Origin of the sequence: Lacticaseibacillus jixianensis, assembly GCF_003946485.1 — a bacterium.
GTDB classification, from domain to species: domain Bacteria; phylum Bacillota; class Bacilli; order Lactobacillales; family Lactobacillaceae; genus Lacticaseibacillus; species Lacticaseibacillus jixianensis.
Map to the genome: position 1 here is coordinate 18,945 of NZ_RHOJ01000025.1, position 18,058 is coordinate 37,002.

An 18,058-nucleotide genomic window follows, 5' to 3' on the forward strand; every position below is an offset into this window, starting at 1 on the left:
ACTCATAAAGGCGTTGAACCTGAACCGGCCTGAGGTTACAATCAATCTCACATGCAACTATTTGTTTGGGGGAATTGATATGCAGAAGTGGATCCGAGGCGTACTCTTGGCGGTCGCCAGCTTTGGCGTGGTCGCGACGGCCGGCTGCGCGCAGCAAGGCAGCGCGGCAACAGACAAGACGGTCATTGCCCAGTACGCCGGCAGCAAGGTGACGCAAAAGCAGTTCTACGCGCAGCTGAAGGCCCAGCCCGCCAGCAAGACCGTCCTGGCCAACATGCTGGTGTACGGCGCCATGAACCACGCGTACGGCAAGCAGGTGCCGGCGCAGAAAGTCACGGCGGCGTACAATTCCTACCGCGACCAGTACGGGGACGGGTTTGCCAGTTTCCTCAGCCAGAACAACTACACCAAGCAGACCTTCCGGCAAATGCTGCGGCTCAACTACCTGAGCGTCGCGGCCATGAAGGCGCAGATGAAGCCCACCACGGCGCAGCTGAAGACCGCGTGGCAGAGCTATCAGCCGACCGTGACCGTCGACCACATCCAGACCACGAGCCAGGCGACCGCCCAGCAGGTGATCGCCGCGCTGAACGCCGGCCAGGACTTCGGCGCGCTGGCGGCGCAGTACTCCGTCGACGCCAAGACCAGCAACACCGGCGGCGAGCTGAAGCTGGCCAGCACCGACAAGGACTACGACTCGACGTTCAAGAAGGCCGCCTACCAGCTGAAAAAGGGTGAGGTGACCCAGACGCCGGTGAAGACCACCGCCGGCTACGAGGTCATCAAGATGGTGAAGCACCCTGCACGCGGCAGCTTTGCGGCTCACCGCAAGCAGCTGACGGCCCAGCTGTACCAGCAGTGGGCCAGCAATTCGACCGTCATGAAGAACGTCGTCAGCCAGGTCCTCAAAGACGAGAAGGTCAAGATCACCGACAAACATCTCGCCAGTGCGCTCAACGCGTACCGCGGCGCGACCGTAAGCGCCACCAGCGATAAGCAGTAGGGCCGGACAGCCGGCCACTGGCGCGGGGATGCGCTGGCGCTGCTCGCGGCGCTGGTCTGGGCGGTCTACTCGATCCTGACGGCGCGGATCGGCGCGCTGAACGTCGATCTGATCCGGGCGACGCGGCACACCTTTTTCTACGGCATTCTGTTCATGCTGCCGCTGGCGTGGCTGCTGCACTTCCGGATGCCGTGGGGCGCGCTGCTGGTGCCGGCCAACCTCGGCAACTTCCTGTTTCTCGGGATCGGCGCGTGCGCGATCTGCTTTGTCACCTGGAGTTTTGCGGTCAAGCGCCTGGGCACCGTGCGGACCAGCGTGTACATGTACCTGGTGCCGGTGATCACCCTCGCCTGCTCGGTGTGGCTGCTGCACGAGCCGCTGACGCCGCTGATCGTGCTCGGCGCCGTGCTGACGCTGGTCGGCCTGTGGCTGTCGGGACGGGGGGCGTAGCGTTGGCTGGGCAGCCTGGCGGTCTTTGAGGCCGGGGCTGGCCGCCGAAGTTTTGGCCCGTTGTCACATTAAAAAGAAAAACCGAAAAACTGCCGAAGCGGATTTTGCCGCCTCGGCAGTTTTTGCGTCGTGATTTTTAGCGCCGGGAGCCATAGAGTCTACGGATGAGCATGACTTGGCGATGTTATTTCGTAATGCCTAAACTACTTAATATGGTTAACAAGGCACCTCTAAAGAGACGCTTTAAACTTGATTTTGACATTGCAAGGACTACCATGTATCTAAAACCATCTATTTTGGGGGAATTATTGATTTCAAGGAGTGAGTATCGTGAGAAATAATCTTCATAACAATAGATGTAATCTAAAACGTCGCTACAAGATGTACAGGTCAGGAAAAATGTGGATGGTTTCCGCTATTCTCTTTGTGGGTACTGCCAGCACGCTGATGATGGGTGGTCATTCCGTGCAGGCCGCGGCCGGGGCGGACGGCCAGCCGGTGATCAGTCGGCAGGCCGTGCCGCTGACGGGCCAAACCGACGGCGATGAGGCGGCCGCGGCACCGAAAGCGGCGGCTTCAGCAGCGTTGCCAGCTTCTGCGGCCCCAACGGCGACGACTGGCGCGCCGGCGCAGGGTGAGGTGGCGCCAGTCGCAGCGACATCCGCGAGCGAGGCGACGCCATCATCCGCTGCAGCGCCTGAAGCGTCCTCAGCCACGTCGGTAGCTAGCGGCGTAAGTTCAGCAGCCAGTGGCGCAAGCTCGGCAACCAGTGGCAACAGCGCTGCACCCAGCCTAGCAGCCAGTGCGGCATCCGCTGCAGCGACTAGTGCCGCACTTACCGCCGGGACTGGCACCGCGAGCGCTGCTGACAATCAAAATGGGCTCTCTATGGCCAACCTGACCACGGACAACTATGCGCAGGCTTTCAATTTTAACGGCACTGCGAAGTACGATCAGACGACGAAGACCGTTACACTCACGGATGATGTGAATCAAGAAGCCGGGAGTATCACGCTTAAGGATAAGATCAGCCTTTCTCAAAGCTTCGTTCTTAAAGGTGAGCTCAACATCGGTGCTCGGGATCAGATCAGCCATGGTGGCGGCGATGGGGTCGCGTTTGGCTTTCACGATGCCAACAGTGATCTCGTGGGTCTTGGCGGTGCCGGTCTAGGCCTTGCCGGAATTCCGGACGCTATCGGCTGGAAGGCCGACACGACGTATAACTGGGTTGACTCTAATCAAGCGGGACCTGACCCGAGTGCATTCAGCAATGGCCCAGAGGCCCCCAACAGTCCTGGTTATGGTGGCGGTCTAGCGTTTGGTGCTTTTATCAAAACGGCGAAGAACGTCATTGGACTCGGTCAGGGCCTACCTGATGCGGGGCACGCGACCACGATCGCGGATGGTGCCCAAGCCATTGATTCACCTGCGCCGGGCTTTAAAGAGGATCCTACGGCTGACCCAACTTCTTGGCAAGGTGACTTCAGGTATATTGAGATCGACTATAACCCCAATGACGGCGGGCGGAAGCTTCTTACTGTTATATACGATGGCAAGCGGTGGCAGATGGACATCACAGACTGGGCAGCGGACAAGACCGACACGGCGTTCTTCATTTCCGCTGGGACTGCGGCCAATGCGAACCTTCAGCAGTTCAAGCTCGACTCGTTCACTTTCCACCCGGCGGCCACGGTCGACGTCAAGTACGAGTACACCACCGATTCAACGGTGAACGACGCGCTGGAAAAAGATCCGACCGCGACGGTGGATCCCAAGACGCTGACGGAGATTCCGGGCTATGTGGGCCTCGTCGACTATCCGACTGGGGCGTTCGTTGATCAACAGTACCTAACCTACCCGCAGTCCATTCCGGGGTACCGGTACGTGCGCTTGTACGAGACCTCGATCCCGGCGAACGGCAGTTTATCGCTGCAGGGCAACAACGGGACGGTGATCTACCTTTACCGGAAGACTGGCAACGGCGGGCAGAAGGCGCTGATCCAATTCTGGGATGGAACTGAGCACAAAGAGCTGGGACAACCCGTTACTGTCGAAGGCGACAGCAATACACTATCAGACTATTCTGACGGGGCCGCAATTGCGGCGTATAAGCAGGCGGGTTACCAGTACGATCCTTATTATGACCAAACCGTCAACGTCGATGAGAGTGGCGGTCTGCATAATGCCATCTACTTTGATGATGACAACAAAACAACGCAAAAATTTAACGTCTATCTTTTTCATGACGTTCAAAACACCCCAGAGCAGGAATCCTTCACCCGGACAATCAAGTATGTGAGAGACACTGATGGCTCACAGCTTTACCCGACGGTCTATCAGAATATCTCTTTCACGATCAGCAAGACGATCGACAAGGTGGCGAATACCACCACTTACAATAACCCGTCCTACACGTTTGAGTACCTTGCCAGTCCGCGTCATATTCGCGGTTGGCTACCGGATATTGACACCGTATCGGAGCTCACTTTCGATATGCAGCATGTGCCAACCCAGGATCAATTGAATGTGGTAGTGAAGTATCACGAGGAGACGGGCCTAGTGCCAAATGGTATCTTGGTCAAGACCAAGGTAGGGATGCCGCCGGCGGTCCATGAGCCAACTGGTAGAGTGCCAAACGGTATCCTGGTGAAGACCAAGGTAGGGATGCCACCAGCGGTCCATGAGCCAACTGGCAGAGTGCCGAACGGTATCTTGGTGAAGACCAAGGTAGGGATGCCACCGGCGATCCACGAGCCGACCGGCAGAGTGCCGAACGGTATCTTGGTCAAGACTAAGGTAGGAATGCCACCGGCGGTCCACGAGCCGACCGGCAGAGTGCCGAACGGTATCCTGGTGAAGACCAAGGTAGGGATGCCCCCGGCAATCCACGAGCCAACCGGCAGAGTGCCAAACGGTATCTTGGTCAAGACTAAGGTAGGGATGCCACCAGCGGTCCATGAGCCGACAGGCAGAGTGCCAAACGGTATCCTGGTGAAGACCAAGGTAGGGATGCCACCGGCGGTCCACGAGCCGACCGGCAGAGTGCCAAACGGTATCCTGGTGAAGACCAAGGTAGGAATGCCACCGGCGGTCCACGAGCCGACCGGCAGAGTGCCAAACGGTATCCTGGTGAAGACTAAGGTAGGAATGCCGCCAGCGGTCCACGAACCGACCGGCAGAGTGCCGCATGGTATCTTGGTCAAGACTAAGGTAGGGATGCCGCCGGCGGTCCACGAGCCGACCGGCAGAGTGCCAAACGGTATCCTGGTGAAGACTAAGGTAGGAATGCCGCCAGCGGTCCACGAACCGACCGGCAGAGTGCCGCATGGTATCTTGGTCAAGACTAAGGTAGGGATGCCGCCGGCGGTCCACGAGCCGACCGGCAGAGTGCCAAACGGTATCCTGGTGAAGACTAAGGTAGGAATGCCGCCAGCGGTCCACGAACCGACCGGCAGAGTGCCGCATGGTATCTTGGTCAAGACTAAGGTAGGGATGCCGCCGGCGGTCCACGAGCCGACCGGCAGAGTGCCAAACGGTATCCTGGTGAAGACTAAGGTAGGAATGCCGCCAGCGGTCCACGAACCGACCGGAAGAGTGCCGTATGGTATCTTGGTCAAGACTAAGGTAGGGATGCCGCCAGCAGTTCACGCGCCAATTATCCACAAGGTACCTACTGGGATAATCGTGAAGACTCAGGTGCCACCAGCGGTTCACGCACCACGGAGCAGGGTGCCAGAAGGCGTCATCGTTCAGACTCAGGTGCCGCCGACAACGCCTGGCTCGAAGGCGAAAGTGCCAAACGGACCTGCGCCAAAGACTCAGGTCCCCCCTGCGGCGCCAGCACCGAATGGCACCCCGGAGGCGAAAGTCACCGTGCCGCACGGCGAACCGTTGCGGCCGCGTCCAGTTGCTAACGATCGCACCCCTGAAGCAATCATCACCAGTACGAACGGGTCATCAACTCCCGACACCACGCGTCCGGGCATGCGGCACGTCGGCTTTAACCGCGCCAAGCTGCCGAGCACCGGTGACCGGGAGAATGTGGCCTTAACCGGGATTGGTGCTATGGTTTCCATCATCTTTGGCGTTCTTGGCCTGACTAAGAAGCGTCAGCGCCGGACGAACTAGACTCTGGCCTGGGATAGATAGACCTGCGTTAACGCACAGAAGACCAGCCGACAGAGGATCACTCTCTACCGGCTGGCCTTTTCTGATGGCCGCTGTGCCGCGGTTCCATGTGAAACAATGGGCAGCGCTGGGAAGACCACGTTATCTTATTAACCGCCTGAGAGCTTGGCCAGGCGCGCTTACCTTCGCCAGACAATTGTGTTGACCCCGCAGAATATTAATGGTTAAATAAATCTGGAATCCCTTACATCAATACAGAATAATCGGCCGATTATGGAAATAAGTGTTATCTAATGCGAGTTGCGAATGTGCAACACGCGGCGAGGCGCTTGTCAGGTGAGTGCGCAGGCATTCAGACGGCCGATTTTTTTGTGCGCTCGGCCGCCCGCCTGAAGCGAGAGGTTCCGACGGCAAGTGGTGTGGATAAGCCCGGAGACCGGGTGCACTGGGGAGGAGTGGATAAAAGTGAAACAGAATGCGAGTGGGGGCGGCTTTTTTAAGCGGCACCTCAAGTTGGTGATCCTGGTGGTCGTGGTGCTGGCGGGTGGTGGCTTCGGGGCGTACCAGTACCTGGCGGTGCGGCCGGCCGCGGTGATCGACGCGGTGAAGCCGGCGTTCACGGGCTACACGGGCGCGGGCAAGGCGACGTACAACCGGTCGCAGGCGCGCGGCGCAATTTTTAAAATATTACTGGCGAAAGGCGGCATCGGTGCCAGCGACGCCGCGCTGATCGCCGCGGGCCGCGCGCCAAGCAAGTACGAGAGCGACGTGAACCTGGCCAACAAGGTGGCGGACGCGCAGACGCAGCTGGCCAGCGTCACGATCGCCTTCAGCAAGGCTTCCGGCCTCAAAAACGGTGAGCACATCACGCTGAAGCTGAAGGCGCCGGCGGACCTGCCCATCCAAAGTGGCACCAAGGACGTCAAGGTCAGCGGGCTGAAGCCGGTCACGACCTACACGGCCAAGCAGGCGATGGGCGCAGCGCCGCGGTTTCTGGGCGTCGCCGGCTTCGGCTACGTCAAGGACGACAAGCGGCGCGCCGCCCGCTTTGACGGCGGCGAGGCCCGGTATTTGAAAAATGGCGATCAGGTGACCTATCGCCTCGCGAGCTCCTACCGCCGGGCGCAGCGCGAGCGCGGGCGCAGGCTGAAGGGCGCGGCGGCGGTGACGTACAAGGTGGCCGGCCTGCCGGCGCTGAAGGACATCGCCGACTGGAAGCAGCTGGCCGAGTACGCGGACAGCTACGCCCACCGGATCAACAGTAGCGGCGACGCGGTCCAGTACACGCTGGTGGCGACCAAGTGCTACGCGGAGGTCATGGACCGCGAGCGGGCGCTGGCTGCCTACCGGTACGCCTCGCCGGACGTGATCAAGGAAGCGCCCGCCGCCGCCTCGTTTTTGACCTACGCGGTGATTTATAAAATGACCGCGCACACGGTGGACGCGGCCCTCAACGTGCCGGACCGCATCACGTATCCCGCGTACGGCCGCGAGACCATCCCCTATTACGACGGCAAGCTGGACCTGGCGCACATCGACGACGCAAAGTGGCAGCAGACCGCGGCCCAGTCCGAGGCCGATGCGATCGCGACGTTCAAGAGCGAGCACGCCCACGCCGCCTTGGTGACCTTATCATGAGGCGCGGGGGAGTGCGGCGGGCGTTTGGCCCGTGGCGGTGGCTGCTCGCGGTCGCGGTGCTGCTGGCGGCGGCCGGCTGTGCCAAGGGGGCCGGTGGGGCCGGTCCGGCGGCCAGCCCGACGCAAAAGCAGGTCCAGCAGGTGGCGGCGCAGGGCGCGGCCATCGCGAAGACGCAGGACCCGCAGGCCCAGCGCCAGCAGCTCGCCAAGCTGGCGGCCCGCGCGCAGGCTTTTAACCAGAAGAAGGGCGCCGCGAAGGCCGTGAAGGCGGCCTACCGCAAGGCCCTGGCGGCGGGGAAGAAGGCCGTGAGCGCCAGCGAGAAGCGGCTGCTGACGGCCAGCCGCGCCAAGGCGGCTAAGGAAGAAACCGAGAAAACGATCGGCGAGAAGCTGACGCGGCTGGCCGGACTGGCCAAGACCGTCTCGGCCGACGCGGGGCTCGTGTACCCGAAGGCCGCGCGGGCGGCGTTGCTCAAGGACATTGCCGCGCAGACCAAGCAGCTGCAGGCCACGCGGACGCAGGTGATCCTGGCGGTGGATGACCCGCAGCGCTACCTGGACGCGTATCAGACGTACGTCGTGGAAGGCAAGGAGCGAGATCAGGAAACCAATCTCAGCGGCGACTGGGGAGACCCGCAAACCACGCCGGATGTGCTCGCCGCGGTCGGCCTGACCAAGGACAAGTTCACGCGGATTTTTGGCGGGCTTCATGAATATTACGGGCGCGCCGTTGGCCACGGCTTCGTCTCGTATGAGCAGGCGCTGCCGGCGGTCGAGAAGGCCATCGATAAGCTGTATGCCGGGGACTACGCGGACCAGCCCGTCAAGATCACCCAGATGAATTTTTACCTGATCAAAAAGGGTGACTTCGCCGGGCTCGTCGGGCAGTGGCGGCCGGTGGCCCTCTACGCCGTCCGCGCCACTGGCACTGCGGGCTACAGCTGGGACAACGATGTTGAGAACATCAAGCCGCTTTCGGCGACGAAGTATCACATCAGCGATGGCACCGTCACCCTGCGTGGTCAGAATCAGAAGCCGGTGATGGTGGGCACTGACGGTTCCGCGGCGGCAGAAATTGATGAAAGCGTTGAGGGCGAGCTCTCCTACTCGGGTGATCTTGCGGGCACGACGTATATCATCACTTTCATGACTAAGGGCGCGGATCCGGAAGATATGCCAAACCTTAATCGCCAGAAGGAACACATTGTGATTTATACCAACAAGCCCCGGTCGGCCGTTGTGTACGAACGGCAGTAGTGGGTTGCAATAAAAAAGCAGTGCAATCCCGCCCAAATGCGAGGATAATTTTCCCTGAATAGGGTTTCACAGCGGCCGGCAGGCGAGAAAAGCGAGGTGCGGGGATGGAGATTCAGCAACGGCAGCGGGAGATCGGGGCCTTTTTCCGCGACTACCGGCTGCGGGCCGGGGTGTCCCTGCGCGAAGCCGCGGGGCCGGTGATGTCGGCGGCCAAGCTGTCGCGGTTCGAGCGCGGGGCGACCAACATCAGTGCCGACACGGCGCTGGCTTTGATGCACCGGCTGGGGATGCAGCTGTCGGAGTTCGTGCGGCTGGCCGCCGAGAGCGCCTATGCGCTGCCGACCAACAGCGCGGCCATCTGGCTGCAGGACTGGCCCCGCGTGCGCCGGGCTAACGCGGCGTACGTCGCGGCCCATGCCGGCGATCCGCAGACCTGGCTGCAGGACATCGTGGCCCTGCTGGTGAAAACGCAGGCCGAACCGCTCGGCAGCGCGATGCAACTGAGCGTCCAGGAGGAGCGGCGGCTCAGCGCTTTTCTCGCCTATCCGCATCACTGGCGGCGGGTCGAAATGAGCCTGATCGAGGCCTGCGCCCCGCTTGCCAGCAGCGAGTTTCGCCAGGAATGCTGGGCGCGCCTGGCGCTGGCATTCGGGGCGACCGACCACCAAGTCGAGCGGCTGGCGATCCGGCAGGCGCTGCTCACGGCGGCGGTGAAGTTCGGCGAGTGGGCGGCGTTTGAGGCGGGCCTGCCGGAGCTGGTGAAGGTCCTGGACACGCCGGCGCTGCGGCCCCTGCTAAACGATCGTGTCACCGCGGCGGCCCTGCTGAAGCAGATCGGGCGCTGGCACGCGGCGGGTCAGCCGGCGACGTGGCCGGCGATCGATGACCTGCTGGCCGCGGTGAATGCCGTCGCGGCACCGGGGTTCGCCCAGTCGCTCCAGGCACTCTGGGACTGCGCGCAGCAGCCCCGCCCGGCGCACCATCACCGGGCGCCTGGCCAGGCGGCTGCCGCCAAGTCCGCAAACGCGCCGACTACCGCGCCGACCGCCGCAGCCGCGGAGCCAACCGCCCAGCCCTTCAGCGGCCCCGCCATGGCGGCTTTGCGCGAGCGGCGGCAGGTCACGCTGCGGGACGCCAGCATCGCCTGGGCGCCGTCCACGCAGCTGCGGTTTGAGCGCGGCGAGACCCAGCTGGGCATTGCGCGGCTGGACCTGCTCAAGGATTTTCTCCTGAGCAGCTGGCGGGACCTCATCAGCGGCCACTACAACTTCCACGTCAACCTGGTCGCCCACTACCGCAGTCAGGTCGGCGCGTACTACCACGCCGGCAAGCTCACCGAGGAGAGCGCGCACGCGTTGGCGGATGAGTTCGCTGCGCGCGCCAGCGACTTGGCCGAGCCGGTGCGCAACCTCCAACGCTTTGAGGTGCTGGCCTACGCGTACACCGGCGTGGCGGCCCCGCTGCCGCCCGCGGACCTGGCGGCGATCCAGGATCTATTGAAAAAGGCGCCGGGCTGGAACGGCGACCTGTGCCTGCTGTTTGCCGACGTCGCCAAGGCGCTGCCCGCCGCTTTTGACTACCACCTGTGGCGCAGCCTGTACGTGCTGGACCAGGCGCCGAAACTGCAGGTGGCCAACCCGTTTAACGTCGACTTCACGGTGGCCGTCAGCATTGCCCACGCGGGGGATGCCGCGCTGGCCCGCGCGATGCAGTCGGACCTCGCGGTGCTTGCGGCCTGGCCGCTGCTGCAGTGCCCCAATGACTGGTCGCTGTCGGCCCACCTGGCCAGCCTGGTCTGCCAGTGGGTCCAGACGCCGACTGCGGAGGCAAAGGCGGCCATCGAGCGGCACGTGCAGGCCATGGTCACGCTGGGCTACACGGCGCTGGCGGCGGATGCGCAAGAGAGCCTGGCGGCGGTGGTGAAGTGAGTGTAACCAGGATTAGAGAACGTATTCGAGATGACTGGAGGGCCGCGGCCAAGTGTCGCGGCCTTTTTTCTTGGAACGGTACTTCTTCTGGTGGCTGAGGCTCACGTTCAGGCGGGGCAGACTCGGGATAGCGCGAAAGAATGTGCCTCGGTCAGCTAATTAGTTTCCTACACTTTCAACGGAATATCCGTTGAAAATGTACTAAAAGAGCCAAATAACCGTAAATAATTACATTTGCGACGCAGCGGCCCGACCATTTTGTACGCCTTGGACAATTTGAAGCGAGAACAACTTAAAGAAGAGCGCATATCTGGAACGCGACGGCTTGGCGTATCAGAGGTGTTAAGCTTGAGTCTTTGCGCTTAATTAAAGTGGAATGGCGATGACCTTGTCCAAGCTATTCGTAAAGCAAATAAGAGACTGCGCGGTATGGCTACCGTGTGAAGCAAAACCCCGACATGATTCTCATGTCGGGGTTTTCCCGTCTGCGGGACTAGGGGTATACATCTTTTCCATTGAGATGGAATGCTTTTGGTATTAACGAAAGTTGAAAGCGGTTTTACCATCAACAGTGAAAGGAGAGGGTTAGATGACAAAGACTATCGTCCATATCGTCCCGCATACCCACTGGGATCGCGAGTGGTATTTCCAAAACACACGAGCAACCGTCTATCTGATTAGCCAGATCAATGAGGTCGTAGAAGTTTTGGAAGACCATCCGAACACGTATTTTTACTTGTTCGATGCTCAAAGCTCTCTCATAGAAGATTATCTGAGCTACTATCCGGAAAACCGTGCCAAGCTTTCGCACCTGATCAAGAGTCATCGTTTCCTAACAGGTCCTTGGTACACGCAGACTGACCAGATTGCAGTAGGTCAAGAGTCAATTATTCGTAATCTTTACTATGGCATTGATTATGCCGAAAAGCTTGGACATTCTATGCGGATTGGTTATTGTCCTGACGTCTTTGGCCAAGGTGGCAATATGCCACAGATATACAAGAGTTTTGACATCGATCATGCTATCATCTGGCGCGGTGTTGGTAATTCCAAGCTTCAGACGACTGAGTTTCAGTGGACTGGTGTAGATGGCACTGCGATTCAAACCACCCAAATGCCGTTTGGGTATTTTTACGGCGCTAACATCCCAACTGAAGACGATGATTTACGCCAGTTTATTGCTTCAATGATTCCCAAACTTGAACAGCGGTCATTGATCTCAGACATTTACTTGCCTAATGGATTCGACCAGCTGCCCATCAACCGTCATCTTGATGGAATTATTGCGAAACTCAATCGGCTAGATCCAACACGTAAATACGTTATTTCTTCTCCTGAGGAATATATGAAGGCAGTAACTCGTGACTTGCACGATGAGGCCGTTGACCTGCCCGAGTTGAGCGGTGAGCTGACCGATGGGGAGAATTCTCGTGTGCATAAGAGCATCTATTCAACGCGAGCCGATTTGAAGAAGTTGAATAACGAGTTAGAAGCTTATGTGACGAACATACTGGAGCCTTTAGCCGTGATTGGGAAGCAGCTTGGGCTAAGGTATCCACAGGCAGAGATCGAGAAGATTTGGAAACAGCTGTTGAGAAACGCTGCACATGACAGTATTGGTAATTGCAATAGCGACTCGACCAACTTCGATATTAAGGCGCGGAATAAATGGGCGAGTGATTTAGCTCATAATCTGGCCGAAAAGATCATGCGCGACATTAGCTCGAACATTAAACAGGACAAGCCGTATGCGCTGACTGTCTTTAATAGTCTTCCGTATAAGCGTAGTAGCACGGTTGAAACTAATATATATATTCCGGATGGCAAGTTCACCATTGAGGACGAAAAGGGGACAACAATTCCGTTCCAGATTCTGACAGAGAAGGATGAGAGTGATTACGTTCTTCATCAGGCAGAACTGCTGACTCCTACGATGTATCGCAGTGGCGAGAAGAATCCTTGGATGCCAAAGAAAGTATACTTAGCGCACCTTAAGCTGTTTATTTCTGACGTCCCCGCGCTTGGGTATCGTGAATTGTACTTGCGGCCTTCCGAGTCAGGCGAAGATACCCCTGTGAGTGGCTGGGAAGCCGGAGATTCGATCAGTAATGGCCTATATACAATTCATTTAGATCAAAGCGACAACACGTTCACGGTCACTTCGAAGAATTCAGGCAAAACGTTCGCACATCAGTTTCGGATTATCGAGAACGGGGATGAAGGCGATTCCTACAACTTCTCTCCTGCCGTAACAGATATGGTGATCACCTCTGGAGACGCGAAACTAGTGACTGTGACCAAACAGGCAGGACTTATTAGCGAAAGTCTGAAAGTTGATTTGCTGTTCTCGGTTCCGCGTGACCTAGAGACAAGGTCGGTGGGTAAGGCAGAAGTGGCCATGCCGGTAACGATTATAGTTACGCTGAACAAGGATGATCCGATTGTGCACGTGTCAACGGTCACCAACAATCCGGTATCTTCGCATCGACTCAGGATTCAGTGTGACACAGGTATCAAAGCAAACTGTTCAGTAGCTGATAGCCTATTTGGCACAGTTAAACACCCGCTGGTGGATCCCAACCTGGCTGACTGGAGAGAGCGGGGCTGGGTCGAGAAACCAACAGAGATAAATGCACTTCAAAGCTTTGCTGCGTTAAGCGATAGCCGCACGACTGTGGCAGGCTTTACCAGTGGGGCCCGCGAGTACGAAATTACCGGTGAGGATTACACCCAGCTAAACCTGACAATGTTTAGATCGAATAGCTGGATGGGCCGCGAGAACTTACAAAATCGTCCCGGCCGTGCTTCAGGCGAAACTATTGTTGCCACACCTGATGCGGAGTTGCTAGGAAAGCAGTCGTATGAGTTTGGTTTCTATTATGGCAATCAACCCTTTGATGATTGCCCAGTTGGGGAGCTGTCAAAAGAGCTGTATTCACCGCTTCAAGTTTACGAGTTGGCGCCCTTTCTCAATAGTCGGATCAGATTCATCCGCAACCTCCCCAGCGACAAGAAATTACCAGAGAAGTACAGCGTGGTGGACCTCGGAAGGCAGCAGGCTGTGTTCAGCGCAATCAAGAAGTCTGAATTAAATCAGACAATCGTCTTCAGAGCCTTTAACCCGTTTGTTGAAAGGCCGGTGAGTGTGAGTTTGCCGGAACGAGCAGTCCAGACAAAATCAGACGAGTTCAGTATTGTTAGTCCTGCATCGGTAGACCTGGGACCTGATGAATTTGCGACATATCTGGCTGATGTAGGAGGTGAGGTAAATGCTCATATCAAAGAAGCTTATTGATATGGATATTAAGGCTAAAGACAAGAACGAGATCATTGATCAGCTTTCAGCTTTAGCAAATGCAGATTCGCGATTGACTGATTTGGATTCATTTCGGAAAGCCGTCTATGACCGCGAAGCAGAGGTCTCAACTTCATTAGGCTATTCAGTTGCAGTACCCCATGGTAAGACCGATGCAGTTAAGGAGCCATTCGTCTGTTTCGCGAAGTCGGTCAAGGGCGTGAAATGGAACAAACAACTGGTTCATCTGGTGTTCATGATTGGCGTACCACTTCAGGCTGAAGGCAAGGATTATCTCACCATTTTAGCCAACATTGCACGCAACATTATGGATGAGAATTTTCGGAGCAACCTCCTTCAGACAACAGATAAAGATCAAGTCATCAAGATTATCAATGATGGTGAACAGAAAGGGTGATTTATATGAAGATTGTTGGTGTCACTGCATGCACTGCGGGTATTGCCCACACATACATGGCTCAAAGTGCTTTGGAGAAAGCCGCTAAGGCGGATGGCTATCAGGCCAAGATTGAAACGCAAGGCGCAATGGGTGCTGAAAACGAGCTTACCGAGGATGAAATTGCCAACGCAGACGTTGTGATTTTAGGCGTTGACGTTTCAATTGAGGGGCGTGAACGCTTTGATGGGAAAAAAGTATATGAAACCTCAGTCTCACGGTGTGTGACTGAGCCACAGAAGGTGATAGAGGACGCGATAAACAGTTGATTTCATAGTGAATATTCCGAAGAAAAAAGGAGTGAGCTATTGTGAAAAAGGTATTAACTCAGTTTAAGAATCATGCCATGACTGGTGTCTCTTACATGATTCCAACTGTTACAGTTGGTGGGATTCTGTTTGCCTTAGCACTGGCCTTTAGTGGCGGGGCAACAGTCTCGAATCCGTTCTTGGCAAACATTGAAGCCATTGGCTCTGCCGGCATGGCATTATTAGTCCCTGTTCTTGCAGGTTATATTTCATACTCCATTGCTGGACGTCCGGGCTTGGTGCCAGGCTTGATCTTAGGCTACATGGCAGCCAACCCAATGGGCCCGAACAAAGTGGTTACTGGCTTTCTAGGCGGCTTACTGATGGGCTTCTTAGCCGGGTACCTATCAAAGTGGGTGAAGGGTTGGAAGGCACCATCTTTCATTAAGCCCTTAATGCCGATCATTGTGATTCCTTTGGTTGTTGTGCTGATTCTTGGGCTATTCTACATTTACGTCGTCGCAACGCCACTTGGTGCGATGGTCAGTGGTTTAACGGCTTGGTTGAAGTCGATGTCGACTGGTAGTGCTATTATGCTAGCGGTTGTCGTTGGTGCCATGATTTCCTTCGATATGGGCGGTCCTTTCAACAAGATTGCTTATACCACAGGGGTTGCCTTGATTGCGACGGGTGATGGTCACCTCATGGGGATGGCTGGTGTTGCAATCTGTGTGCCACCGATTGGCCTAGGTCTTGCTTCTTTGATTCTGCGCAGCCGCTTTACTGATGAAGAACGTAATTCTGGTAAAGCTGCGATTGTGATGGGTGCCTGTGGCATCACCGAAGGGGCAATTCCGTTCGCCGCAGCGGATCCACTTAGAGTAATTCCGTCAATCATGATCGGTTCTGCATGTGGTTCTGTTGTTGCCGCTATTGGTAACGCTTCCAACATGGCCCCGCTTGGCGGGTTACTGGTTCTCCCTGTCGTGACTAACGCACTCTGGTATGTGCTAGGAGTTATCGTCGGGGTCGCAGTGGTCGTGTTACTGATGGCGCTACTGAAGAAGCCGATTAAGACAGCAGAAGTTAACGCAAAAGCGACAGCATAATTATTCTTGAGATGGGAAGGTTGTCAAATGAACGCTCGGACAAGGAAAATTCTGATTCTATTAACAGATAACGCAAATCGAGTTGCCTTGCCTGCACATGTATTAATGCGACGGTTTTCCGTAACAAGAAGGACAATTTCAAATGATATTGCAGCAATTAAAGATTACCTGAAAGACTATAAGTTATTGGTTGTGCATCAAACTGGTGAAGGCTACGTGATTAAGGGCAGTGGTACGGCACTTTCACAATTGAGAGAGGCGCTCGAACTGTCGCCGACCGCTTTGAATGCCGACTCTCGGCGTCAACAAATCATGATTGGGCTATTGATGACCCACCAAGATACCTCAATTAGTGATCTAGCAGACAAATATCATGTGTCCCGTAGTGCCATTCAGCGTGATTTTGGCCTTCTCAAACAAGACCTAGCCCAAGATGGGTTAGATCTTGTTTCTGATTATCGAGGTACCCATGTTGTCGGTGCAGAGTCTCAGATTCGTGACAAGTTGCGGCAGTCGGTAAACGATTATCGTCCACTCTTGGGAGAAGAAACCACCGTCGTAAAACCAGCAAACTCCAGACTGGATACAATGATATATCTACGGCTAGTCGGATTGTTTGGAGAGGTGAATACTGCAAAAGCCGAGAAGATCCTAACGACGTTCGAAAACGAGTCCAAGATTGACCTAAATGATGTCCTATACAGCAATCTCGTCACTCATATCTTAATCATGGTAAGCCGTCAGGAAGGTAGTCAAATTGCGCCGTCTCAGCACGAGGAACAAAAGGCAAACAGCCCAAGGTTAGCTACGGAAATGAGCCGGTTGAACCAGCTGCTTGGCGACGAATTTCCGAACACATTTGGGCCTGATGATCTTCAATACCTTGAGCAACACCTAGTGATGTCAGGGATTCAAGACACTGTTAACCCAGAGTTGCTCAATCGTTATCTAAATCAGTTTGACAACGGTGCTACTAAACTAGCCAAGCAGTTAATTGAAAAAGTCTCCTCTTTGCTGGGGATTGATTTAAGTAACGACCATGAACTAGCAATCAATCTTCGTACGCATTGTTTTGCAATGCTGAGTCGGCTAAAAAAGGGTCAGACAATCAATAATCCTTTGCTGGCCCAAATTAAGGAAAATTATGCTTCGTTATTCGGCGTCCTTGTCTTAGCCCTCTCTCAGATCTTGCCACAAGATGCCAATCCGACTGTAATTCCTGAGTCTGAGATTGGCTTCTTGACGGTGCACTTTCAAGCGTCTTTGGAAAAGAACATTGAGACGAAGCGCATCGTTATTGTCTGTCCAGAAGGGGTCGGATTCTCTCGCTTGATTCAGAACAAGATTGCGTCGACTTTGCCGCTTGTGAAAGTGGTAGCGGTGGTGCCATACAAGAATGTCGCGAATTATGACTTTACCGGGATCGATTTTGTCGTCTCAACACTGAATTTCGAGTGCGCAGTCCCGGTGGTCCAGGTATCAGGATTTCTAGACTCGGATGACATCAATAAGCTCAATAGTTTTGTCGTTCATCATTCGATGGCAATGATGCCAAACAAAATTCAGCCATACATTAATGAGCGTTGCGTCTATTCTCGAATGAGCTTCAGGAACCCAGAAGATGTTATTAAGTTCATGGCTGAGCAGATGTATCGCCAGCAATTAGTCGACAAGTCTTTCTTGGACTCTGCCATTAGGCGTGAGCATATTATGGCGACGAACATCGGTCATGGGGTCGCAATCCCGCATGCAGGGAGTGAACACGTGATAGTTCCGACCATTGGCGTGATGACATTGGATCAGCCGATTGAATGGGGAGAAGGCGAAGCAGATGTCGTATTCACGCTGGCATTGAAGTTCGAAAATGCGAAGCAGAATAAAGAAGCTGTGAACAGCCTGTACTATTTGGTTAGTTCTGAGAATATGCTACAAAGGCTACGTGCTGCAACAACCACAGAAGAGATGCTCGCGTGTTTGAGGACCGGCGTGATCATCTGAGTGGACACCAAGAAATCGGTAGCGCTGGACTGCCTGCTTAGCTAATTAAAGTGACTTTTGGCTATAGCCCAAGCGCCGGATCGTACACAAGCCGCCCGGCGACGTTGTACGGGCCGCCTTGCGGATTGTTCTATATTCCCAAAGCTGGTTTGGCCTGGAAATCTCCTGGAAATGCAAGTGATTAGGGTGCCATCTTCACTCACATATCAAATCTGCGCTGAAGAAGGAACTCAGTGAAGAGATGGCGTCTTAGCTCGGCTAGAAGAAGCCGATGCGAAAATAATAGACGTTAGATATGCTCAGCCTGAGATACTCAAAATTATTCGGCTTGAAATAATGGATAAGTACACCGTGAGCAACTGGTGCATATGCTTATCGCTAGTATCCTACAAAAAACTAAAGGCAGATGGCTCCGGAAGCTGCTTTGTGAAGAAAGAGGCCGAGACATAATTCTCGCCCAAAAGAAAAAGTCCTGAGAATCCGAATAATACGGAATCTCAGGGCTTCTTTTTGTGGGCACAGCGCCCATTCTCTGCTAACCTTAACTT

The 18,058-nt window shown here is 55.7% G+C and carries 11 protein-coding genes; all 11 read left to right on the top strand.

The features are described from left to right. Positions 1 to 79 precede the first annotated feature (79 nt). The 11 genes from EKM85_RS09390 to EKM85_RS09440 all read left to right on the top strand — a co-directional run bounded on the left by EKM85_RS09390 (position 80) and on the right by EKM85_RS09440 (position 17,510). Positions 80 to 1,003, top strand: a complete 924-nt coding sequence (locus EKM85_RS09390; RefSeq protein WP_125586260.1) for a peptidylprolyl isomerase — start codon at positions 80 to 82, stop codon at positions 1,001 to 1,003. A 33-nt stretch (positions 1,004 to 1,036) separates the two neighbouring features. Further along, complete coding sequence (locus EKM85_RS09395; RefSeq protein WP_125586262.1) at positions 1,037 to 1,453, top strand: DMT family transporter; 417 nt, start codon at positions 1,037 to 1,039, stop codon at positions 1,451 to 1,453. Positions 1,454 to 1,783: 330 nt separating this feature from the next. Beyond that, complete coding sequence (locus EKM85_RS09400; protein WP_263853301.1) at positions 1,784 to 5,581, top strand: lectin-like domain-containing protein; 3,798 nt, start codon at positions 1,784 to 1,786, stop codon at positions 5,579 to 5,581. Between the two features lie 465 nt (positions 5,582 to 6,046). Next, the gene (locus EKM85_RS09405) at positions 6,047 to 7,219 is read left to right on the top strand and encodes a hypothetical protein (protein ID WP_125586266.1); all 1,173 of its coding nucleotides are present in this window, start codon (positions 6,047 to 6,049) and stop codon (positions 7,217 to 7,219) included. After that, on the top strand, positions 7,216 to 8,475 hold the full coding sequence (locus EKM85_RS09410) for a hypothetical protein (RefSeq protein ID WP_125586268.1): 1,260 nt from the start codon (positions 7,216 to 7,218) through the stop codon (positions 8,473 to 8,475). Before EKM85_RS09405 ends, EKM85_RS09410 begins: the two co-directional genes overlap by 4 nt. A 104-nt stretch (positions 8,476 to 8,579) precedes the next feature. Beyond that, on the top strand, positions 8,580 to 10,403 hold the full coding sequence (locus tag EKM85_RS09415) for a helix-turn-helix domain-containing protein (RefSeq protein WP_125586270.1): 1,824 nt from the start codon (positions 8,580 to 8,582) through the stop codon (positions 10,401 to 10,403). A 589-nt stretch (positions 10,404 to 10,992) separates the two neighbouring features. Next, positions 10,993 to 13,698 (top strand): glycoside hydrolase family 38 N-terminal domain-containing protein, encoded by a 2,706-nt coding sequence (locus EKM85_RS09420; RefSeq protein ID WP_125586272.1) that lies wholly within the window; start codon positions 10,993 to 10,995, stop codon positions 13,696 to 13,698. Next, positions 13,673 to 14,116, top strand: a complete 444-nt coding sequence (locus EKM85_RS09425) for a PTS sugar transporter subunit IIA (RefSeq protein WP_125586274.1) — start codon at positions 13,673 to 13,675, stop codon at positions 14,114 to 14,116. The genes EKM85_RS09420 and EKM85_RS09425 overlap by 26 nt, the downstream gene beginning before the upstream one ends. A 5-nt stretch (positions 14,117 to 14,121) precedes the next feature. Continuing rightward, positions 14,122 to 14,424, top strand: a complete 303-nt coding sequence (locus EKM85_RS09430; RefSeq protein WP_125586276.1) for a PTS fructose transporter subunit IIB — start codon at positions 14,122 to 14,124, stop codon at positions 14,422 to 14,424. Positions 14,425 to 14,465: 41 nt separating this feature from the next. Further along, entirely contained in the window at positions 14,466 to 15,512 is a 1,047-nt protein-coding gene (locus EKM85_RS09435) for a PTS fructose transporter subunit IIC (RefSeq protein ID WP_125586278.1), read from the top strand. A 27-nt stretch (positions 15,513 to 15,539) separates the two neighbouring features. Further along, a complete protein-coding gene (locus tag EKM85_RS09440) occupies positions 15,540 to 17,510 on the top strand; it encodes a BglG family transcription antiterminator (protein ID WP_125586280.1) in 1,971 nt (656 codons plus the stop codon). Positions 17,511 to 18,058 lie beyond the last annotated feature (548 nt).